Genomic DNA, 20506 nt, shown 5'->3' with positions numbered 1-20506 from the left:
GCGGTGCGGTACGGCCGGCCCGGAGTGTCCGAGTGACGAAGTCCACTGCTGACGGATTCGCTTCGAACGGACGAGCTGAGAGCATGGCTCGTTGAATCAAGGAACGGAGCTGTCGATGCCGGAGAGCGGCCAGAGCCCCCAAGGACCCGTCCCCGAAGCCGATCCGGCACCTTCCTCCCCCCTCACCGGGGCCCCCGTGGCCCCGGTGGCCACGCGCCGTGCCGGTCTGCTGGTCACGCTGGTGCTGGGCGGGCTCACGGCGCTCCCACCGCTGTCCATGGACATGTACCTCCCGGCGCTCCCGCAGGTCACCGACTCCCTGCGCGCGCCCGCCGCGACGGTGCAGCTCACGCTGACCTCGTGCCTCGCCGGCATGGCGCTGGGACAGCTCGTCGTCGGCCCGATGAGCGACAAGTGGGGCCGCAGGCGGCCGCTGCTCATCGGCATGACCGTGTACGTCGTCGCCACCGTGGTCTGCGCGCTCGCCCCCAGCGCGGGACTGCTCATCGGCTTCCGCCTGGTGCAGGGGCTCGCGGGCGCCGCCGGCATCGTCATCGCCCGCGCCGTGGTCCGGGACCTCTACGACGGCATCGAGATGGCCCGGTTCTTCTCCACTCTGATGCTGATCTCCGGGACGGCGCCCATCATCGCGCCGCTGATCGGCGGCCAGGTGCTGCGGCTGACCGACTGGCGCGGCGTCTTCGTCGTCCTCGCCGCCGTCGGCCTCGTGCTCACCCTCGTCGTCGTGAAGTGGCTGGACGAGACGCTGCCCGTGGAACGACGCCACGGGGGAGGCGTCGGCGAGGCGCTGCGCACGATGCGCGGACTGCTCGGGGACCGTGCCTTCACCGGCTACATGCTGGTGGGCGGGCTCGCCTTCGCGGCCCTGTTCGCGTACATCTCGGCGTCACCGTTCGTGATGCAGGAGATCTACGGGGCCTCGCCCCAGCTCTTCAGCCTGCTCTTCGGCCTCAACGCGGTCGGTCTGATCACGGCCGGGCAGATCAACGGCAAGGTGCTCGTCGGGCGGGTCGCCCTCGACAAGGTGGTCGCCGTCGCGCTGACCGTGCTCACACTCGCGGCGGTGGTGCTGCTGCTGATGACGGCGGGCGTGTTCGGCGAGGTGGGCCTGGTGCCGGTCGCCGCCGGCCTGTTCGTGCTCTCGGCGGCGATGGGGTTCGCCTCGCCGAACACCACCGCGCTGGCGCTGCTGCGCACTCCGCACGCGGCCGGCTCGGCCTCGGCCCTCATCGGCACGTCGTCATTCCTCGTCGGCGCGGTCGCGTCCCCCCTGGTGGGCATCGCGGGCGAGACGACCGCGGTCCCCATGGCCGTGGTGCAGCTGTGCTGCGGGGTGGCGGCGCTGGCGTGCTTCGCGGGCCTGTGCCGCCCCTGGCAGCGCGACAGGTCCGGCCCGTCCGCGGCTGTTGCCGAGGACTGAGGCCCTGCGCCTCGACTGCCGAGCAGGTGTCGCAGGCCCCCGGCGTCCGTCCAGGTGAAGAGGCCCGCGTCCGAGATCTCCGCAGTCCGGCACGCGTACGTGCGCGGGGGCGGCTCGGGGCATCGGCGCGGCAACCGGGGCCCCGGACTCGGGGCAGTTCGTCGCAGGGGGGCGCGGAGTGCCGTCCGGGGCCGTCCGTGCGACTCCGTCACGGCAGGCCGGACATGCCTAGAATCTCCCGGTGAACGCCTCCGCCCCCACCGCCGAGACCCTGCGCGGCGCCCTCGCCGGGCTGCTGGACGGTCTGCCGCCCCGGCAGGCCGCGCAGGCCGTCGAGCGGCTGATCGCCAACTACCGGGGCACCACCCCGACCGACGCCCCCGTGCTCCGCGACCGCTCCGACGTCGCCGCCTACGCCGCGTACCGGATGCCCGCGACCTTCGAGGCCGTACGGTCCGCGCTCGCGGCGCTGCGCCGGGCGGCGCCCGCGTGGACGCCGGCCACGCACACCGACATCGGCGGCGGCACGGGCGCGGCGAGCTGGGCGGTGGCCGACGCGTGGCAGGAGCCGGCGCCGCAGACGACGGTGCTCGACTGGGCGGAGCCCGCGCTGGAGCTGGGCCGCGAGCTGGCGCTCGCCTCGCCTCTCCCGTCGCTGCGGGCCGCGCGCTGGCAGCGTTCCCGGATCAGCTCGGCGCTCCGCGTCGAGAGCACCGATCTCGTGACGGTGTCGTACGTGCTGAACGAGCTGTCCGAGGCCGACCGCGCCGCCGTGGTGGCCGAGGCGGCGCGTGCGGCGCAGGCCGTGGTGATCGTCGAGCCCGGGACGCCCGACGGCTACGAGCGGATCATCGAGGCCCGCGACGCGCTGATCGCGGCCGGCCTCACCGTCGCGGCTCCCTGCCCGCACAGCGCGGCGTGCCCCATCGAGCCCGGCGCCGACTGGTGCCACTTCTCGGCCCGGGTCTCCCGCTCGTCCCTGCACCGGCAGGTCAAGGGCGGTTCACTGGCCTACGAGGACGAGAAGTTCAGTTATGTCGCGGCCGTGCGCTTCCCCGCCGACCCGGCACCCGCCCGGGTGATCCGCAAGCCGCAGATCCGCAAGGGCCTCGTCCTGCTGGACCTGTGCGGGAAGGACGAGGCGCTGCGCCGCGAGACGGTCACCAAGCGGCACGGCGACCGGTACCGCGCGGCGCGCGACGCGGCGTGGGGCGACACGTGGCCGCCCCACGACAGCGACGGGACGGACGGTTCAGGGGCGTAGCTCCTGGGTGCAGCACTTCACACTGCCGCCGCCCTTGAGCAACTCGCTCAGGTCCGTCCCGACCGGCTCGAAGCCCCTCGCTCGCAGCGGCGCGAAGAGGCCGACCGCCGCCTGCGGCAGCAGCACGTGGCGGCCGTCGCTCACCGCGTTCAGGCCGAGGGCCGCCGCGTCGCTCCCGTCGGCGACGAGAGCGTCGGGGAACAGCCGGGCGAGCACCGCGCGGCTGCCGGGCGAGAACGCGCCCGGCCAGTACATGATCTCGTCGGTCCTGTCGTCGAGGACGGCGAGCGCCGTGTCCAGGTGGTAGTGGCGCGGATCGACGAGGTCGAGCCCGATGACGGGCCGGCCGAAGACCTCCTGCGCCTCGGCGTGCGACAGCGGACTGGACCGGAAGCCGCGCCCGGCCAGGATCCAGGAGGCGGTGACCGCGAAGTCGCCCTCGCCCTCGTTGACGTGCTCGGGCTCGTGGACGTCGGTCCAGCCGTTCGCCCGGAACCACTCCAGGTGGTGCGCGGCCTCGGCGGCGCGCTCCGCATGGGCGAAACGGGCGCCGAGCACGCGGCCGCCGACGACGGTGGCCCCGTTCGCCGCGTAGACCATGTCCGGCAGTCCGGGCCGGGCCGGGAGGACGTCGACGCGATGGCCGAGGGAACGGTAGCGGTCGCGCAGGCTCTCCCACTGGAGCTGCGCGAGCGGCCGGTCCACCGGCTTGGTGGGGTCCATCCACGGGTTGATGGAGTACGTCACCTCGAAGTGCGCGGGTGGGCACATCAGGTAACGGCGGGGCGAGGCGTCACGAGGCAATGCGGGCTCCTCACGGCGGGGGCGCACGGTTGCGCGTGGAGCCATGGTGCGGCCTGGGCGGGCGCGCCGCCCTCTGCCGAAGGGGTGGTCCGGCGGCCGCCTCGGGGCATCGACCCGCGCGTCGCACCGGAGCCGTTCACCGGCCCCCCTCGCGCACCGCCGGCCGCTGCGCCCCCTGCCGCTCACCCACGACCACGCCGACGCGGTCGTCGACCGCTCCGTCAACGGCCTCGCGCCAACGCCCCTGAAGCACCGCACCCCGGAACGGCCGTATCCCGAAGCACCTCTGAGCGGCCGTGCGCCGGGCCCCCGCACCGGCGCGCCCGGCGCGCGCCGGGAACACACGAGCAGGTACCCCGGTTGGGGACAGTGGCCACCGGCAGCGCAGGATGGTGGGACCATGGCATTGTCCGCATGGGGCGAGCGTGAGCTGTGAGGGGATAGATGGGCGACGGTATCGGCCGCTTCCGCGGCACGGAGGGCAGGACGTCCCGGGAGAGCAGGCTGGGCCAGTGGCTGCGCCGCCGCACCGGGGACACGGAGGCGGAGGGCTCGCAGCGCGAGGCTCTGCTCCTGGCCACCGCTGATGCCGGACTGCCGCTCGCGCCCGCCGCGTATCCCGTGGGTCCCAGCTGTTCCTGCGAGCGCATCGGCTGTCCCATTCCGGCCACGCATCCCGTGTCCTTCGCCTGGCAGACGCAGTCCACCACCGACCGGGCACAGATCGAACGCTGGGCCCGCAACCAGCCCGAGGCCAACTTCATCACCGCGACCGGCATGGTCCACGACGTCCTGGACGTTCCGTTGGACGCCGGTCGCAGTGCTCTGGAGCGGCTGTTGGCGCAGGGCGTGGACGTCGGTCCCGTGGCCGAGTCCGGCGGCGCGGGCGATCGGGGCCGGATGCTGTTCTTCACGGCGACGCGCGGCACGCCGGAGGACGAGGACGAGTGGTGGCCCTGCGAGCTGGACTGCCACCCCGAGACCATGGACGAGCACCCGGGCCTGCGCTGGCACTGCCGGGGCAGCTATGTGCTGGTGCCGCCCGCCCGCCTGCCGGGCGAGACCGAGGTGGTCTGGGTGCGCGGCGTGGAGCATCCGCTGCCGGACCCGCTGACCCTCCTGGAGACGCTGACGGACGCGTGCGCGCGGTACGCGGCGGGCGAGGACGAGGACGCCGGCCGTCACGAGGCCGCCTGGCCGCTGGGCCGCTGACCCGGGCGCCGCTCGCGCGCCGACCGCACAGGGCACGCCCTCGCCGCCCGACTTCCTTGCTGGTACGGCCCGTTGGATGCGAGTGCCACGCGCCCGCATCGCCGTACACGCCCCCGGAGCCGGGCGCCGCGCGCCCGCCCCGGACCGCCGCAGACGACGGCGGTCCCGCCGCACCGCGTGGTTCCCGGTGCTACGAGCCCTTGGCCGCCGTCAGGCCGGTCAGCCTGCTCAGTATGTTCGGCTGTCCGCCGCCGCTGCCGACGGGCACCGCGACCACCTGGCTGGAGACCCGCTCCTTGGTGATCGTGGACTTCACCTCACCGGTGAGCAGCGCCTTCACATCCGGAATGATCTTCAGTCGCACGCCCTTGGCGGCGGTCTGACGCTCGAAGTTCTTCACCGAGAAGAACACCAGCGCGCCGCCGTCCTGGGTGACGAGCCCCAGCGGCGCGAAGGTCCCGGTGTCCAGCGGCTGGTCGATGTACTGGGTGGACATGCCCAGCAAGGACGCGTTCTTCTTGCGCGTCTCGCGCCAGCCCGACGTGTGCGGGCCCGGCGAGAAGTGCTCGGGCGTGCCGTTCTGCAGGTACGAGGCGTAGTCCTCGCTGAGATTGCGCGGGGCCACCGCGAGCGCGGCGTCGTCCGGCGCGACCGGCTCCGCGTGGCCGTCCTGGTCCCGCTTGAAGGCCGGGATGTCCTTGGGCGCCATGATGGCCAGGTACGCGGCCTTCCACGTGTCCTGGGCCCCGCTCTTCACGAAGACGACGAGCCAGCGGTTGTCCTGGACGCCGCCGTCGTCCCGGTCGCGGTTGGAGTCCGTGTTCGCGACGAACCAGCGCGGCCAGCCCGCCTTCTTCGGGATGACGTACGAGGAGTCCGCGAGCTCCAGCGGCACGTGCTGCGGATTGCCGTCGGGGAAGTTGACCTGCCGCGCCTTCAGGCCCGCCTGGTTGATGGCGCCGAGCGCGCCGGTGACGTGCTGCGCGTCGAGGGCCGGGTCGTACGCCTTGTCCGCCTTGTTGTACGCCGCGGTGAAGTCGGCGAGCGCCTTCGCGGCCTCGGCCTCCGTCGCCGACGGGACGACTTCCAGCTCTCCGTGAATTGTCACGCACGCGCTCGCCGTCAGGGACAGCACCACTGTCGCCGCGAGCCCCGTCGCCGCCCGACCCAGCCTTCTCATCGGTTGCCTTCTGCTCCTCGCCCCAACTGACCGTCCGAACCCTACCGGGGCCGGGAACAGGTCGTGCACCCCGTACGCGGGCCCACCGGCCGAGACGACGACGAGCATCCCGCCCGACCAGGTGAAGAACTTCACGGAGTTGGTCCGCAGCGCGCCCCGGTGGGTGTGTACGCGCAGGTCACGGGTCGCCATGGCCCGCTCATGGGCGGCCCGTGGGCAGGTCCGGCAGCGGCCTGCGCGGCCGCGGCCGGGGCTCGGGCGGCCCTCGGGTGCTTGAATGCCCGCGTGAACCAACGCGACATGTCCGACGTCATCGACGTGCTCCAGGTCTTCTGCGCCGGCGACGGCCGGTTCGGCAACGCCCTCGGCGTCGTCCGCGACGCGCGCCGCTGCCCGGACCGGACGTCCCGGCAGGCGCTCGCCGCGGAACTCGGCCACAGGCAGACCGTGTTCGTCGACGACGAGGAGCGCGGCGTCGTCGACATCCACGCGCCGGGTGTACGGCTGCCGTTCGCCGGCAGCGCCCTCGTCGGCACGGCCTGGCTGCTGGACCTCGATGCCGTCCGCTCGCCGACCGGTGAGGTGTGGGCGCGCCACGACGGCGAGTTCACCTGGATCACCACCCGTGCCGACTGGGCGCCGCAGTGGCGGATCGTGCGGTACGCGTCCGCCGCCGAGGTCGACGCCCTGCCCGCGCCGCCTCCCGGCGACGACCGGCTCTACGCCTGGGCGTGGGAGGACGAGGCGGCGGGACGCGTGCGGGCGAGGGCCTTTCGGCGGTCACGCCCCGAGGAAGCGCACCACCGGGAGCAGCCGTCAACGGCCGCTGCCCCCGTGAAGCACGGCCCGGGCAGGCGACAGGACGGCACCGCCGTGGAGGACGAGGCGACGGGCGCGGCGGCCCTGTTGCTCACGGACCGGCTGGGCCGGGCGCTGAACATCACCCAGGGCGGGGGCTCGCAGATCCTGACCGCGCCGGGGCCGGACGGCATCGTCGAGATCGGCGGTCGCGTGCGCCTCGCACGTCCCGCGTCCGAGGCGCAGCCGGCGCGCGGGAGCGTGGGACGTATCGCGCCGCTGCGGCGCGCCGGGCGCTCGCGCCTCCCGCACGCGGTGACGATGCCCTGACCGTGCTCCGGGAGGTCACGCGCTGAGCGGGAACTCCGCGTCGAGCTCGCGGAACACGGCGCTGTTGTGGTCGTACGCCCGCCTGCACTCGTCCACGATCCGCTGCTTCTCCAGGTCGTCCGCGTCGACCGCGTCCAGCAGCGCGCGGTAGGTGCGCTTGAACGCCGCCGGGTTGGTGAGCCCCTCGAAGACGTAGAACCGCACGCCGTCGCCCTTGTGCGCGAAGCCCCACGCCTTCTCCGCCCGGTCGCGGACGACCTGCCCGCCGGACAGGTCCCCCATGTAGCGGGTGTAGTGGTGGGCGACGTACCCGGCGGGCCAGTCGCGGGCGCATGCGGCGATCCGCGCGGCGTACGCGGCGGTCGCGGGCAGCGCACGCAGGCCGGAGCGCCAGCCGGGGCCCCGCAGATGCGCGAGATCGCGCTCCAGCTCCGGCGCTCGCATCAGCTCGGGCCGGACGAAGGGTCCCGCGACGGGATCGTCACGCAGTGTCCCGGCCGCGTCCTCCAGCGCCCGGTAGACGAACCACAGCTGCTCGGTGTAGCGCGTGTACGCCGCGACCCCGAGCCGGCCGTCCAGCAGCCCGCTCATGAACGAGGAGGTCCCGACCCGGGTGTGCTGCTCGTGCGAGGCGGCGCGGATGAGCGTCGAAAAGGGTGTGCCGGTGGGGTCCACGGCGTGCCTCCAGGGGCCGTAGGCTGCTCAGCTTGTCTGAGGCAACCTGTTCCCGACGTCCTGTCGGTAAAAACGCTACCCGCCTGTCGGATCACGGCAACGTGAGAATCTCCGCGCCCGTTTCGGTCACCACCAGTGTGTGCTCGAACTGCGCCGTGCGCTTGCGGTCCTTCGTGACCACCGTCCAGCCGTCCGCCCACATGTCGTACTCGTACGTCCCCAGCGTCAGCATCGGCTCGATGGTGAACGTCATCCCGGGCTGGATGACCGTGGTCGCGTGCGCGGCGTCGTAGTGCGGGACGATCAGACCGGAGTGGAACGACGAGTTGATGCCGTGACCGGTGAAGTCGCGCACCACGCCGTAGCCGAAGCGCTTGGCGTACGACTCGATGACCCGGCCGATGACGTTGATCTGCCGGCCCGGCTTGACCGCCTTGATCGCGCGGTTGAGCGACTCCCGCGTCCGCTCCACCAGCAGCCGCGACTCCTCGTCGACCTCACCGCACAGGTAGGTGGCGTTGTTGTCGCCGTGCACGCCGTTGATGTAGGCGGTCACGTCCAGGTTCACGATGTCGCCGTCGCGCAGGACGGTGGAGTCCGGAATCCCGTGGCAGATCACCTCGTTGACCGAGGAGCACAGCGACTTGGGGAAGCCGCGGTAGCCGAGCGTGGACGGATAGGCGCCGTGGTCGCACATGAACTCGTGCGCCACTCGGTCGAGTTCGTCCGTCGTCACGCCGGGCGCGATGTGCTTGGCGGCCTCCTCCATCGCCTGCGCGGCGATGCGCCCCGCGATGCGCATCCGCTCGATGGTGTCGGAGTCCTGGACCTCCGGTCCGGTGTACGGGGTCGGCGCGGGCTTGCCGACGTACTCGGGACGGGGAATGGAGGCGGGGACGGAACGGGTGGGGGAGAGGACCCCGGGAACGAGCAGCGACTGGCCAGACATGCCGCGAGTCTAACCGGGGGCGCCTGGCCCGCCGCCGGGCGTAGGCGCAGGCCCATGGGGCAGCATGGCCCTGGAGGAAGGAGCCGACGATGGCCCTGTTCAAGAAGCGCACGGTGGGCAAACCGGGCGAGTGGTACTACTGCCTGCAGCACAAGAAGGTCGAGGAAGGCCCGGAGTGCCCGGCGAAGGACCGCTTCGGGCCGTACACGACCCGCGCGGAGGCCGAGCACGCGATGGAGACGGCGCGGGAACGCAACCTGGAGTGGGAGAACGACCCGCGCTGGCACGACGGGGCGTCGCCCCGCGAGCAGGAGTAGGGTCCCCGCCCCTTCCCACACCCGGGCCGCGCCCGGGAGCCATGATCCCGGTGCGCACCGGGATCATGCGGCGGTCCGCTACGGCCCCCGGGGTGCGCCCCGGGGGCCCGCGTCCGGGCCGTGGGGGCCGCACACGACCGGGCCGCGCGCTTGAACGCCGGGGTGCGCCGCGAGCCGGGCCTACACCCCCGCCGCTTCCTTCTGGGCCCGACGGCGCACCGCGTCCTCGTCCGTGCGCGCGTCGTGATGCGGCACGATCCGGGCCATCAGCGAGTCCAGCGCCGGGCGCTGCAGTCCGGCGAGAGCGGAGACGCCGGCCGCGACGACGTACATCTCACCTCCGCACGGCCGCCCCACCCCGACGCCGCCCGCTACCAGCGCGCCGGCGGCGGCTCCGTCAGCTGGTCCGCCAGCCGCGAGAGCCGGTCCCGCAGGCGCAGGCGCCCGCGTCGTACGGGCCCGCCGTTCTCCCCGGCCGCCGCGCTCACCAGGTGCTGCACCATGTCCATGTCGATCTCGGCGGCCGTGTCCTCGGGGCCCGCCGCCGGGACCGTCAGCGCCTCGTGCGCCAGACCGTGCACCTCTGGCTCGCCGCTGTCCAGCGCGAGCACCGTCGCACCCGCCCGCCGGGCGTCGTGCACCCGCTCCAGCAGGCCGGCGTCGGGCAGCTCGGGTGCCACGACCAGCAGCGTCTCGCCCCGGCGGGCCGCCTCCAGCCTGCCGAGCCCGACGGTCAGATGAACCGGGTCGCCGGGGCGCACCCGGTGGCGTACGAGCGTCGGCTCCAGCTGCGGCAGGCCCGACCAGGCGGCCTCGTCCACCAGATGCGCGGCCAGGTGCCACGGTTCGTACTCCCGCGTGCCCACCAGCAGCAGCCCGCCGCCCCGCTGCACCACGGACGTGCGCAGCACCCCGGCGAAGTGCCGGGTCGCGGCCGGCCACTCCGTCCCCGCGAGGACTTCGCGCAGAAGCGCGACCCGTACGGCATCCATGGAGCCGCATCCTGCACCACGGGCCCGGGCCCGTGGGCGGGGTCGGGCCCGGCTCACCCGTTCGGGAGCCGTGTACCAGCGAGTAAGGTCGGGCCATGACTTCGAATGACAGCACGGGCACCGCCCCGAAGGCCCCCGCCAGGGACCCCTGGGACCTCCCCGACGTCTCCGGCCTCGTCGTCGGTGTCCTCGGCGGCACCGGCGACCAGGGCCGCGGGCTCGCCTACCGGCTGGCCAAGGCGGGCCAGCGCGTGATCATCGGCTCGCGGTCCGCCGAGCGCGCCGAGGCCGCCGCGGCGGAGCTCGGTCTCGGCGTCGAGGGCGCCGACAACGCCGAGTGCGCCCGGCGCAGCGACATCGTGATCGTTGCCGTGCCCTGGGAGGGACACGCCAAGACGCTGGAGACGCTGCAGAAGGAGCTCGTGGGCAAGCTCGTCGTCGACTGCGTCAACCCGCTCGGCTTCGACAAGAAGGGCGCGTACGCGCTGAAGCCGGAGGAGGGCAGCGCCGCCGAACAGGCAGCCGCGCTGCTGCCGGACTCGCGGGTGACCGCGGCCTTCCACCACCTGTCGGCCGTGCTCCTGCAGGACGAGTCGATCGACGAGATCGACACCGACGTGATGGTGCTCGGCGAGTCCCGCGCGGACACCGACGTCGTCCAGGCACTCGCCGCCCGCATCCCCGGGATGCGCGGAGTGTTCGCCGGCCGGCTGCGAGGCGCGCACCAGGTCGAGTCGCTCGTCGCCAACCTGATCTCGGTGAACCGCCGCTACAAGGCACACGCGGGGCTGCGCGTCACCGACGTGTGACGGGCGCCGCGACCGGGTGCCCGGCCCCGACCGCGCTCCGGGAGGCCACCGGGGCCCTCGATCCGACCGGCGTCCGGGAGCCGCGGGGCATGGGGGACACTGGAGGGACCCGCCCCCTCCGAAGGACCCGACAGGAGCCGCACCCCATGCCCCGCCTCGCCCTCTACTCCCTCGTCGTCTGCGTGCTCTCCGTCGCCGCGGCGGTGCTGTCCTTCACGCAGGGCATGTGGCTCGGGATCGTCTGGGTGCTGCTCGCCGGCCTGTCGTCGAACATGGCCTGGTACTACATCCGACGCGCCAGGGCGCAGCGCGGGGCCGGCGCTCCGTCCGCCTGACGCCTCCTGCGCCTGACGCCCCCGGGCGCCCGCCCGGCGTCCGTCAGCCGGCGACGCAGAAGTCGTCCTGGCCGTCCCAGAAGGTGAACAGGTCCCGGCCGCAGTAGATCTCGATCTGCTGCACGCCGAGCGCGTCCATCACGCCGTGGATCGCGTCGAAGAACACCGCGTTGACCTCGGGGATCCACAGGACCACGAAGACGGCGATCAGGCCGAACGGCGCGAACGGCTCCACCTGGCGGCGCACCTTGTACGACAGCCAGGGCTCGATCACCCCGTAGCCGTCGAGGCCGGGCACCGGCAGGAAGTTCAGGATCGCGGCGGTGACCTGGAGCATCGCGAGGAAGGCCAGGGCGAGGCGGAAGGGCAGCGGAACCCCGTCGAGGGCGCCCAGCCAGAAGGGCGCCGTGCACACGGCGGCGAACAGCACGTTCGTCAGCGGGCCCGCCGCGGAGACCAGGCTGTGCTTCCAGCGCTGCCGGATGCGGTGCATCTCGATGAAGACGGCGCCGCCGGGCAGGCCGATGCCGCCCATGATCACGAAGATGACGGGCAGTACGACGCTCAGCAGGGCATGCGTGTACTTCAGCGGATTGAGCGTCAGATAGCCCTTCGCGCCGACCGAGATGTCACCGCCGTGCAGCGCGGTACGGGCGTGCGCGTACTCGTGCAGGCAGAGGGAGACGATCCACGCCGAGACCACGAACAGGAAGACGGCGAGACCGGGACTGGCCGCGAAGTCCGTCCACACGGCCCAGCCCGTCACCGCCGTCACCGCGGCGATCCCGATGAACACGGGACTGATCCTGCGGTCGCTGGGGCGCCTGGCAGCGATGGTCATGGGTGCGGCTCCTGGGACGCGGGCGTGCGGGACCGTGGGGCGGGCACGCGGGGACGGCGTGCGGAGTAGACCGTACCGGTGACACGGGGGACGACGTCGCTGGGGGCCTCCCGGGTTCCTGCCCGCTCCGGCCTCCCGTCGACGAGGCCCGCCACCCCTTGGAGCAGATGCGCACCGACCTGCGCGGCAACACCCTCGCGCTCTTCGGGGGGCATCCGATGAGGACAACGGGCATCGACAGGGCGTCGGACATCGGCGGGGCGTCGGACATCGGCGGGGCGTCGGACATCGGCTGTGGATCCGGTCTGATCCGCAGGACGTCGCGGCGCACGTGCGCGCCGATGCGGATGCGGGCCCGCCCGATGGTCCGGTCCCTCCCTCACCCCCGGGGACGGCGTCCCGGCGCCGGCGACCGCGGGGAACACCTCGTCCGGGCCGGGCAGATGGTGCCGGTGTGCGCGATGACGAAGCCGCGCCCGCTCAGCAGGCCGACGACAGCGGTGAGTTGCCCGTCGCCGGGAACCGGCGCGGCGAGCCGCCCCTGGTCGGCGAGGACGGCGTTCTCGCCGGCGCGTGCGGTCCACGGGCCCGGGGCGCACGACAGACCGCCGACAGCGTGCCGACACGGGGCCGGCATACCGTCGACGGCCGTTGTTCGCTCAGGTCAGGAGCCGGACTTCGCGTAATCCCCGAATCCGACCCAGTCGAGCATGACGCACGGCTCGTCACCGACGACGTAGGCGTCGTGTCCGGGGGCGACGGTGATGAACTGGCCCGGTTCCACGTCGGTCGTCTCGCCGTCGTCCATGATGATCTTCATGCGTCCGCTGACGACGTATCCGACATGGGCCGCCATGCAGCTGTCCGTCCCCGCGAGGGGCTTGATGTGGGAGGACCAGCGCCAGCCCGGCTCGAAGACGGCCCGGCCGACCGGCCCCTGGTCCGTGTTGAGGAGGTCGAGCCTCCCCTTGCCCTCGGTGAATTCCCGTGTCTCGTCAGCCTTGTCGAACGTTCTGCTCACGATTCCGGCCATGGTCATCCGCCTCCAGGCGGCGTCGCGGAACACCCCCGAGACCACCTTCCACACTACGCCGAAGGCCCGATCCCGCAGCCGCACTTGGACATGCGACAGCCCGCCGACGGGGGAAGATCGGCGGGCTGTCGTCCGTACCGGCAGTGGTCAGTGGAAGGTGTGCTCCTCGGCGGGGAACGCCCCGCCCCGGACGTCCTCGGCGAACGCCTTCGCCGCGTCGCCGAGGGCGCGGCGCAGGTCCGCGTACTGCTTGGTGAAGCGGGGCACCTTGCCGCCCGTCAGGCCCGCCATGTCGGTCCAGACGAGGACCTGCGCGTCCGTGTCCGGTCCTGCGCCGATGCCGATGGTCGGGATGTGCAGGGAGCGGGTGACCTCCGCGGCGAGCTCGGCCGGAACCAGCTCCAGCACGACGGCGAAGGCGCCCGCGTCCTGCGCCGCCTTGGCGTCGCGGATCAGCCGGTGGGCGGCCTCGTCGCCGCGGCCCTGTACGCGGTAGCCCATGGTGTTGACGGACTGGGGGGTCAGGCCCAGGTGGGAGACGACCGGGATGCCGGACTCGACGATCAGCTCGGTCTGCGCGAGCGAGCGCTCGCCGCCCTCCAGCTTGACCGCGCCCACGCCCGCTTCCTTGACGAGCCGGGTGGCGTTGCGCAGGGCCTGGACCGGGCCCTCCTGGTATGAGCCGAACGGCAGGTCGCCGACGATCAGGGCGCGCTTGGTGCCCCGGACGACGGCGGCGGAGAGCAGCGTCATCTCGTCCATCGTCACGGGGACGGTGGTCTCGTAACCGAGGTGACAGTTGCCCATCGAGTCGCCCACGAGCATGACCGGGATGCCGGCCTCGTCGAAGACGGACGCGGTCATCGCGTCGTACGCGGTGAGCATGGCCCACTTCTCGCCGCGCTCCTTGGCGGCGGTGATGTCGTGGACGGTGATGCGCCGCCTCTGCGAGCCGCCGTAGAGCGCCTTGCTGTCGGAGGGGCGGGCGGCGGGCTGGTTCTGCGCAGCCTGAAGCGTCATGGCTGATCCGGCTCCTTGTTGTCATCTCGAGGCGCCCTGACGGCGTCCCCGGACCGCCTCCATGGTGGCACTACGTGCCGCCCGGACGGAAGAGGACCTCGTGTCGCGGAGTTCCTTTACGAGACGGTTTCGTATCGAAATGGTTAGGCTGGGTCCATGACCAGCCCCTCAGGGGCCGCCACGGCTCCCCGCGTACCCGAGGCCGTCCACCGCAGACGCTGGGCGACCCTCGTCGTCCTGATGCTCAGCCTGCTGATGGTGGTCCTGGACAACTCGATCCTGAACGTGGCGGTGCGGACGATCGCCGCACCCCCGCCCACCGGCCTCGGCGCCACCCAGGGCCAGCTGGAGTGGGCGATCAACGCGTACACGCTCGTCTTCGCCGGACTGCTCTTCACGGCGGGACTGCTCGGCGACCGCATCGGCCGCAAGAAGGTGCTGCTCCTCGGCGTCACCGTCTTCGGCGTGGGATCGGCGCTCGCCGCGTTCTCCGCCTCTCCCGTCGAGCTGATCGCCTACCGGGCCATGATGGGCCTCGGCTCGGCCTTCGTGATGCCGGCCACGCTCGCCGTTCTGATGAACGTCTTCGAGCGCGCCGAACAGCCCAAGGCGATCGGCATCTGGACCGGCAGCGTCGGCGTCGCCGTCGCGCTCGGCCCCATCACCGGAGGACTGCTGCTCGAGCACTTCTGGTGGGGCTCGATCTTCCTGGTCAACGTGCCGGTCGTGATCATCGCTCTGGTGGCGATGGTCCTGCTGGTCCCCGAGTCGAAGGACCCGGATCCGGGCCGTTTGGACCCGCTCGGCGTCGTCCTGTCCATCGTCGGCCTCGTCCTGCTGGTGTCCGGCATCATCCACGGCGGCGAGCTCGCCGACTTCACCGCCCCTTCCGTGGTCCTCCCGCTTCTGGCCGGCGTGGTGGTCCTGGCGGGCTTCGTGCTGCACGAGAAGCGGAGCGACCACCCGGCGATCGACATGTCGTACTTCGGCAGGCCGGCGTTCGCCGCCTCCATCGCCGCGGGCACCCTGGGGTTCTTCGCGCTCATGGGCGTGACCTTCATCTCCGCGTTCTACCTGCAGAGCGTGCGCGGCCACAGCGCGCTGGAGGCCGGGATGCTGATGGTGCCGCTGGCGGTGACGCAGGTGGTGTTCGCCCCGCGGGCCCGCCTGGTCGTGGACCGCTTCGGCGCACGTTCCGTGTGCGCGGTGGGCATGCTGATGGTCGCGGCAGGTCTCGGCTCGTTCGGGTTCTTCGACGCGTCGACGCCGCTGTGGGTGCTGGAGGCCGTCTTCTTCGTCCAGGGCACGGGCATGGCGCACGTCATGACGCCGGTGACGGTGGCCGTGATGCAGACGCTGCCGAGGGAGAAGGCCGGTTCGGGTTCGGCGATCAACAACACGTTCCGGCAGGTGGGCGGCGCCCTGGGCGTCGCGGTGCTCGGCTCGGCGCTGTCCGCGCGCTACCGCGGCGAGATCGAGCCCCACCTGACCGCACTGCCGGGCGGGGCGCGGGAGGCGGCGGGCGAGTCGGTCGAGGCGACGCTTGCCGCGGCGCAGCGCCTGGGCCCCGCGGGCAAGGAGCTGACCGCCCCGGCGCACGAGGCGTTCCTGAGCGCGATGCACCTGACGGCGCTCGGGTCGGCGTGCGTGGCGGTGATGGGCGCGGTGGTGGTGGCGTTGTTCCTGCCGGGCCGGGCCGCGCCGCCGGCAAAGCGGCCAGAGCCCGAGCAGGTGCCGATGAAGGCCGAGCCACCAGGGGCGTGAGCACCGTGAACAGCCTGCGGGACAATGGCCGGATGGCGGCGAGAGGCGGAGCGACGGTGCCCCCGGGGCAGCAGCACGGCCCCCACGGGCGGGACGCGCGCGGGCCGGGCGCGGGGGCGCACGCGCACGGACGGGACGCACGCGGGTCGGGCTCGGGCGCGCACGCGCAGGGACCGGACGCCCAGGGCGCGGGCTCCGGCGCTCACGGGCCGGACGCGGGGAAGACGGGCACCCAGTCGCACGCCCGGCCGGCCGGCGCGCCGGCCCGCCGCGGGCGCCCCCGCAGCGAGGCCGTCGAGCGGTCGGTCATCGACGCCGTCGTCCGTCTCCTCGAAGAGGGCGTGGCCATCTCCGACCTCTCCATCGAGCGCATCGCCCGCACCGCCGGGGTGGGCAAGGCCACCATCTACCGCCGCTGGGAGGGCAAGGAGTCCCTCCTCGTCGACGTCGTCCGCTCCATGGAACCCGTCGACCCGCCCCTTCCCGGCACCTCCGTACGCGACGACCTCGTGGCGCTCGTCGAGATGCTGCGCCGGCGCGGACTCGCCAAGCGCTCCTCCGCGCTCCTGCACAACGTCTTCGCGCAGATGCAGAGCTATCCCCGGCTCTGGGAGATGTACCACCGGATTGCCGTCACTCCCCGCCGCGAGCGCATGGACGCCGTCCTGCGGCGCGGCGTCGAGACCGGGGAGATACGCGCCGACGTCGACTTCGACCTGCTCGGCGACATGTTCGTGGGCCCCATGCTCGTACGCACCGTTCTGCGGCCCGAGTCCACGCCCGGACCGGGAAGCGCCGAGCGGATCGTGGACACCGTGCTGCGCGGGGTGCGGCCGCCCGGCTGAAGGCGGCGTGTGAATGTGCGCGTTCTGTCACAGCCGCCCCACCTGGGCCGATACCAGGAACCCTGTGTGCGGACCGGGCGTCGTCGTGGCAGTAGGGCCGTCCGCGGACGGCGGAGTGACCACCGGTCATCCCCTAGGGTGCCGAGGGGGCCGCGGGACCCCGGACTGCCCGACGGCCTAGGGTCCTTCGAGGAAAGGGCCCGAGGCCCGGGGGAGCGGCGCGGCTCGCCACCGGTGTGACAGCAAGGCAGTGAGGACAGCTCTATGGCGCAGGCGTACACGGCGGAGACGCGGAACGGTACGGCGGGGACGCGGCCATCCGGACCCCGCTTCCGAAGCGAGCGCTGGCGTGGCGACCGGGGGATCTGGCGGCGGGGCATCCTGCTCGGGCTGTTCGCCGTGCTGGTGGCGTTCCTGATGATCCTGCACGCGCATATCCCCAACCGGATCGGCAACCTCGGCAGCCTCACCGAGACGTTCCTGCCGTGGCTGGGCCTGGCCGTGCCGCTGATCCTCGTCGGCGCGCTGGTGCGCCGCTCGGCCACGGCGCTGATCGCGCTGCTGCTGCCGCTCGTGGTCTGGTTCAACCTGTTCGGCGGCCTGCTCACGGGCAAGTCGTCGGCGAGCGGAGGGGATCTGACGGTCGCCACGCACAACGTGAACGCCCAGAACCCCGACCCGGCCGACACCGCCCTGGACGTCGCGGCCTCGGGCGCCGACGTGCTCGCGCTGCAGGAACTGCCGGGCGGACAGGTGGCGTCGTACGAGAAGGCGCTGGCGAAGACGTACCCGTACCACGCGGTCGAGGGCACGGTCGGCCTGTGGAGCAAGTACCCGCTGTCGGGTGCGGCGCCGGTGGACATCCGGCTGGGCTGGACGCGTGCGATGCGCGCGACGGTGGCGGCGCCGGGTGGCGAGGTGGCGGTGTACGTGGCGCACCTGCCGTCGGTGCGCGTGAAGATGAACGCGGGCTTCACGGCCAACCAGCGGGACAACAGTGCGGACGCGCTGGGGGAGGCGATCGCCCGGGAGGGCCTCGACCGCGTGGTGCTGCTCGGCGACCTCAACGGCACGATGAACGACCGCTCCCTGAACGCGGTCACGTCCCAGATGCGCTCGACGCAGGGGGCGGCGGGGGACGGCTTCGGCTTCAGCTGGCCGGCGACGTTCCCGATGGCGCGGATCGACCAGATCATGGTGCGCGGGGTGGAGCCGGTGTCGTCGTGGACCCTGCCGAGGACGGCGAGCGACCACCTGCCGATCGCGGCCCGCGTCAGCCTGTGACGCCCCCCACCCGCCCCGTCCTTTGAACCGGGTCTCCGCCCCGGCCCCCCTGACTTGGGCTGCGCCCCGGCCCCCGCGCCGCCCTGTCGGGCGGACTGCGCCCGACCCCCGCGCCGCCCGGACCCCGCGCCTCGGGCCTGCTGACCGCCGTCTTCGGGTTCGCCGGCGTCTTCGCCGTGTACGCGTACCTGGCCTCGATGACCACCGAGGCCATGGGTCTCGGCGAGACGTCCGTCACCCTCGTGCTCGCCCTGTTCGGCATCGGCATGACTCTGGGCGCGCTCGTCGCGGGGCCGCTCACCGACCGGGCGCTGCGCCCGACCCTGTACGGCTCCCTCGCCGCGCTCGCCCTGGTCCTGGTCGCGTTCCCCTTCACCGTGCACACCACGTGGCTCGCGCTCACGGCCGTCGTCGTCCTCGGCGCGGTCGGCTTCCTGACCACCACCCCGCTGCAGATGCTGGTGATGCGCAAGGCGCAGGACGCCCCGACGCTCGCCTCGGCCTCCAACCACTCGGCGTTCAACCTCGCCAACGCGGGCGGCGCCTGGCTCGGCGGCGCGGCCATCGCCGCCGGCTGGGGCTGGACGTCGCCGGCGTTCGTCGGCGCGGTCCTGGCCGTCGCGGGTCTCGCCATCGCCGCCGCGGCCGGACTGCTCGACCGCGGCGCAAAGCGTGACGGAAAGCGCGACGGAGAGGGGGCCTCCCGCGTGATCGCCGCGGGAGACCCCCGTACACCGGAGCCGGTCAGCTCGTCGTCTCGCGCCACCGGTTCGTGATCGGCAGCCGCCGGTCCTTGCCGAAGCCCTTGGCCGAGATCTTGGTGCCCGGCGGGTACTGGCGCCGCTTGTACTCCGCCGTGTCCACCAGCCGCAGCGTCCTCGTCACCAGCTCCTCGTCGAACCCGGCCGCGACGATCGCGTCCTTGCCCTGGTCGCGGTCGACGTACAGCTCCAGGATGCGGTCGAGCAGGTCGTAGTCGGGCAGCGAGTCGGTGTCCACCTGGCCGGGACGCAGCTCGGCGCTCGGCGGCTTGGTGATCGACGCCTCGGGGATCGGCGGGGTCTGGCCGCGCTCCTCGGCGGCGCGGTTGCGCCACCGCGCGAGCCGGAAGACGGCCGTCTTGTAGACGTCCTTGATCGGCCCGTACGCCCCGACCGAGTCGCCGTACAGCGTCGAATACCCCACCGCCAGCTCGGACTTGTTGCCCGGCGCGAGCACGATGTGGCCCTCCTGGTTGGACAGGGCCATCAGCATCGTCCCGCGCAGCCGCGACTGGAGGTTCTCCTCGGCCAGCCCCGTCAGCCCCAGCGAGGTCATGTACGCGTCGAACATCGGCTCGATCGGCACGGTCCGGAAGTTCAGCCCGGTCCGGCGCGCCAGCTCGGCGGCGTCGCCCCTGGAGTGGTCGGAGCTGTACTTGGACGGCATCGAGACGCCGTACACGTTCTGCGCGCCGAGGGCGTCGCACGCGATGGCCGCGACCAGGGCGGAGTCGATGCCGCCCGAGAGGCCGACGAGGACGGACCGGAAGCCGTTCTTGGCGGCGTACGCGCGCAGGCCGACGACCAGCGCGGAGTACACCTCCTCGTCGTCGTCGAGCCGGTCGGCGTACCCGCCGGTGAGCTCGGCCTCGTACGCGGGCAGCGGCTCCTCGGACAGCACGACGCGGTCGACGGTCAGACCGTCGTCGACGACACCCGTCGGCGCGTCGGGGGCGGCCGCGGGCAGGTCCAGGTCCAGTACGACGCAGCCCTCGGCGAACTGCGGCGCGCGGGCGATCACTTCGCCGTCGGCGCCCACGACGATGGAGTCGCCGTCGAAGACCAGCTCGTCCTGCCCGCCGATCATCGCCAGGTACGCGGTGGTGCAGCCGGCCTCCTGGGCGCGCTTGCGCACCAGCTCCAGGCGGGTGTCGTCCTTCTCGCGCTCGTACGGCGAGGCGTTGATCGAGACCAGCAGGCCGGCCTGCGCGCTGCGGGCCGCCGGCACGCGGCCGCCGTCCTGCCACAGGTCCTCGCAGATCGCGAGCGCGACGTCGACGCCGTGGACGCGGACGACCGGCATCGTGTCGCCCGGCACGAAGTACCGGAACTCGTCGAAGACGCCGTAGTTGGGCAGGTGGTGCTTGGCGAAGGTCAGCACCACCTCGCCGCCGTGCAGCACGGCGCCGGCGTTCTGCGGAGCGCCGGCCGGCTGGCCGTACTTGGGCTGGGCCGTCTCGGAGCGGTCCAGATAGCCGACGACGACGGGCAGGTCCCCGAACCCCTCGGCGGCCAGCCGCGAGGCGAGCGCCCGCAGCGCGGCGCGGGACGCCTCGACGAAGGACGAGCGCAGGGCCAGGTCCTCCACGGGGTACCCGGTCAGCACCATCTCGGGGAACGCGACGAGGTGCGCCCCCTGCTCGGCGGCGTGCCGGGTCCAGTGGACGATGGCCTCGGCGTTGCCGGCGATGTCGCCGACGGTCGAGTCGATCTGGTTCAGAGCGATGCGTAGTTGAGGCACGCGGCTCAGTGTAATCGTCTGTCTGACGCGATGTCTCGGGACGGGTGGAGCGCCTCGTCCGGCCGTCGGCCCCGGACCGGCCGCCGGCTCCGGACCGGCAACCGGCCCCGG

General features: G+C 73.0%; 20 protein-coding genes and 1 pseudogene. 11 read left to right on the top strand and 10 right to left on the bottom strand.

What is annotated here, in order from left to right; all coding sequences use genetic code 11:
• Positions 1 to 115: 115 nt before the first annotated feature.
• Together AB0K02_RS00945 and AB0K02_RS00940 are read left to right on the top strand one after the other, a co-directional pair.
• Complete coding sequence (locus AB0K02_RS00945; RefSeq protein WP_365990714.1) at positions 116 to 1441, top strand: multidrug effflux MFS transporter; 1326 nt, start codon at positions 116 to 118, stop codon at positions 1439 to 1441.
• Positions 1442 to 1682: 241 nt separating this feature from the next.
• A complete protein-coding gene (locus AB0K02_RS00940; RefSeq protein WP_365990198.1) occupies positions 1683 to 2705 on the top strand; it encodes a small ribosomal subunit Rsm22 family protein in 1023 nt (340 codons plus the stop codon).
• Here the strand turns inward: AB0K02_RS00940 and ddaH are convergent.
• The gene (ddaH, locus tag AB0K02_RS00935; protein WP_365990197.1) at positions 2694 to 3554 is read right to left on the bottom strand and encodes a dimethylargininase; all 861 of its coding nucleotides are present in this window, start codon (positions 3552 to 3554) and stop codon (positions 2694 to 2696) included. The two genes, AB0K02_RS00940 and ddaH, sit on opposite strands and share 12 nt — an antisense overlap.
• A 399-nt stretch (positions 3555 to 3953) precedes the next feature.
• On the opposite strand from ddaH, the gene AB0K02_RS00930 reads away from it, so the two are divergent.
• Positions 3954 to 4721 carry a bifunctional DNA primase/polymerase gene (locus AB0K02_RS00930; RefSeq protein ID WP_365990196.1) on the top strand — a complete coding sequence of 256 codons (768 nt, stop codon included), beginning with the start codon at positions 3954 to 3956 and terminating at the stop codon, positions 4719 to 4721.
• A 190-nt stretch (positions 4722 to 4911) separates the two neighbouring features.
• Here the strand turns inward: AB0K02_RS00930 and AB0K02_RS00925 are convergent, their stop codons facing one another.
• Positions 4912 to 5901 (bottom strand): hypothetical protein, encoded by a 990-nt coding sequence (locus AB0K02_RS00925; protein WP_365990713.1) that lies wholly within the window; start codon positions 5899 to 5901, stop codon positions 4912 to 4914.
• Positions 5902 to 6201: 300 nt separating this feature from the next.
• On the opposite strand from AB0K02_RS00925, the gene AB0K02_RS00920 reads away from it, so the two are divergent.
• Positions 6202 to 7029, top strand: coding sequence for a PhzF family phenazine biosynthesis protein (locus AB0K02_RS00920; RefSeq protein ID WP_365990712.1), 828 nt, complete (start codon positions 6202 to 6204; stop codon positions 7027 to 7029).
• 15 nt (positions 7030 to 7044) lie between these two features.
• On the opposite strand, the gene AB0K02_RS00915 is transcribed toward AB0K02_RS00920, so the two are convergent.
• On the bottom strand, positions 7045 to 7704 hold the full coding sequence (locus tag AB0K02_RS00915) for a biliverdin-producing heme oxygenase (protein ID WP_365990195.1): 660 nt from the start codon (positions 7702 to 7704) through the stop codon (positions 7045 to 7047).
• A gap of 91 nt (positions 7705 to 7795) precedes the next feature.
• A complete protein-coding gene (gene map / locus AB0K02_RS00910) occupies positions 7796 to 8653 on the bottom strand; it encodes a type I methionyl aminopeptidase (RefSeq protein WP_365990194.1) in 858 nt (285 codons plus the stop codon).
• A gap of 89 nt (positions 8654 to 8742) precedes the next feature.
• Between map and AB0K02_RS00905 the strand changes: the two genes are divergently transcribed.
• A complete protein-coding gene (locus tag AB0K02_RS00905) occupies positions 8743 to 8970 on the top strand; it encodes a hypothetical protein (RefSeq protein ID WP_365990193.1) in 228 nt (75 codons plus the stop codon).
• 180 nt (positions 8971 to 9150) lie between these two features.
• On the opposite strand, the gene AB0K02_RS00900 is transcribed toward AB0K02_RS00905, so the two are convergent.
• Together AB0K02_RS00900 and AB0K02_RS00895 are read right to left on the bottom strand one after the other, a co-directional pair.
• Entirely contained in the window at positions 9151 to 9303 is a 153-nt protein-coding gene (locus tag AB0K02_RS00900) for a hypothetical protein (RefSeq protein WP_365990192.1), read from the bottom strand.
• A 38-nt stretch (positions 9304 to 9341) separates the two neighbouring features.
• Positions 9342 to 9962, bottom strand: coding sequence for a hypothetical protein (locus tag AB0K02_RS00895; protein WP_365990191.1), 621 nt, complete (start codon positions 9960 to 9962; stop codon positions 9342 to 9344).
• 95 nt (positions 9963 to 10057) lie between these two features.
• Here AB0K02_RS00895 and npdG point away from each other — a divergent pair, with 95 nt between their 5' ends.
• Positions 10058 to 10771 carry an NADPH-dependent F420 reductase gene (npdG, locus tag AB0K02_RS00890; protein ID WP_365990190.1) on the top strand — a complete coding sequence of 238 codons (714 nt, stop codon included), beginning with the start codon at positions 10058 to 10060 and terminating at the stop codon, positions 10769 to 10771.
• Positions 10772 to 10917: 146 nt separating this feature from the next.
• Positions 10918 to 11106: a hypothetical protein gene (locus AB0K02_RS00885; protein WP_365990189.1), complete on the top strand. Its 189-nt coding sequence runs from the start codon at positions 10918 to 10920 to the stop codon at positions 11104 to 11106.
• A gap of 43 nt (positions 11107 to 11149) precedes the next feature.
• Here the strand turns inward: AB0K02_RS00885 and AB0K02_RS00880 are convergent, their stop codons facing one another.
• The 3 genes from AB0K02_RS00880 to panB all read right to left on the bottom strand — a co-directional run bounded on the left by AB0K02_RS00880 (position 11150) and on the right by panB (position 14000).
• On the bottom strand, positions 11150 to 11947 hold the full coding sequence (locus AB0K02_RS00880; RefSeq protein ID WP_365990188.1) for a site-2 protease family protein: 798 nt from the start codon (positions 11945 to 11947) through the stop codon (positions 11150 to 11152).
• Positions 11948 to 12611: 664 nt separating this feature from the next.
• Positions 12612 to 12980: a cupin domain-containing protein gene (locus AB0K02_RS00875; RefSeq protein WP_365990187.1), complete on the bottom strand. Its 369-nt coding sequence runs from the start codon at positions 12978 to 12980 to the stop codon at positions 12612 to 12614.
• Between the two features lie 147 nt (positions 12981 to 13127).
• Positions 13128 to 14000, bottom strand: coding sequence for a 3-methyl-2-oxobutanoate hydroxymethyltransferase (panB, locus tag AB0K02_RS00870; RefSeq protein ID WP_365990186.1), 873 nt, complete (start codon positions 13998 to 14000; stop codon positions 13128 to 13130).
• A gap of 156 nt (positions 14001 to 14156) precedes the next feature.
• Here panB and AB0K02_RS00865 point away from each other — a divergent pair, with 156 nt between their 5' ends.
• From AB0K02_RS00865 to AB0K02_RS00850, 4 genes and pseudogenes are all read left to right on the top strand, one after another.
• Positions 14157 to 15764, top strand: coding sequence for an MFS transporter (locus tag AB0K02_RS00865; RefSeq protein WP_365990185.1), 1608 nt, complete (start codon positions 14157 to 14159; stop codon positions 15762 to 15764).
• 32 nt (positions 15765 to 15796) lie between these two features.
• Complete coding sequence (locus tag AB0K02_RS00860) at positions 15797 to 16609, top strand: TetR/AcrR family transcriptional regulator C-terminal ligand-binding domain-containing protein (protein WP_365990184.1); 813 nt, start codon at positions 15797 to 15799, stop codon at positions 16607 to 16609.
• Between the two features lie 264 nt (positions 16610 to 16873).
• Positions 16874 to 17893, top strand: a complete 1020-nt coding sequence (locus AB0K02_RS00855; RefSeq protein WP_365990183.1) for an endonuclease/exonuclease/phosphatase family protein — start codon at positions 16874 to 16876, stop codon at positions 17891 to 17893.
• Between the two features lie 134 nt (positions 17894 to 18027).
• A pseudogene (locus AB0K02_RS00850) lies at positions 18028 to 18669 on the top strand (MFS transporter); the annotation flags it as partial.
• Here the strand turns inward: AB0K02_RS00850 and AB0K02_RS00845 are convergent.
• Positions 18638 to 20395: an NAD+ synthase gene (locus AB0K02_RS00845; protein ID WP_365990182.1), complete on the bottom strand. Its 1758-nt coding sequence runs from the start codon at positions 20393 to 20395 to the stop codon at positions 18638 to 18640. The pseudogene AB0K02_RS00850 and the gene AB0K02_RS00845 sit on opposite strands and share 32 nt — an antisense overlap.
• Positions 20396 to 20506: the final 111 nt, after the last annotated feature.

The sequence above is a fragment of the Streptomyces sp. NPDC049597 genome (assembly GCF_040675505.1).
GTDB lineage: Bacteria > Actinomycetota > Actinomycetes > Streptomycetales > Streptomycetaceae > Streptomyces.
Note: the sequence above shows the minus strand (reverse complement) of the source record. Positions and strands in the feature narration are given on the sequence as shown.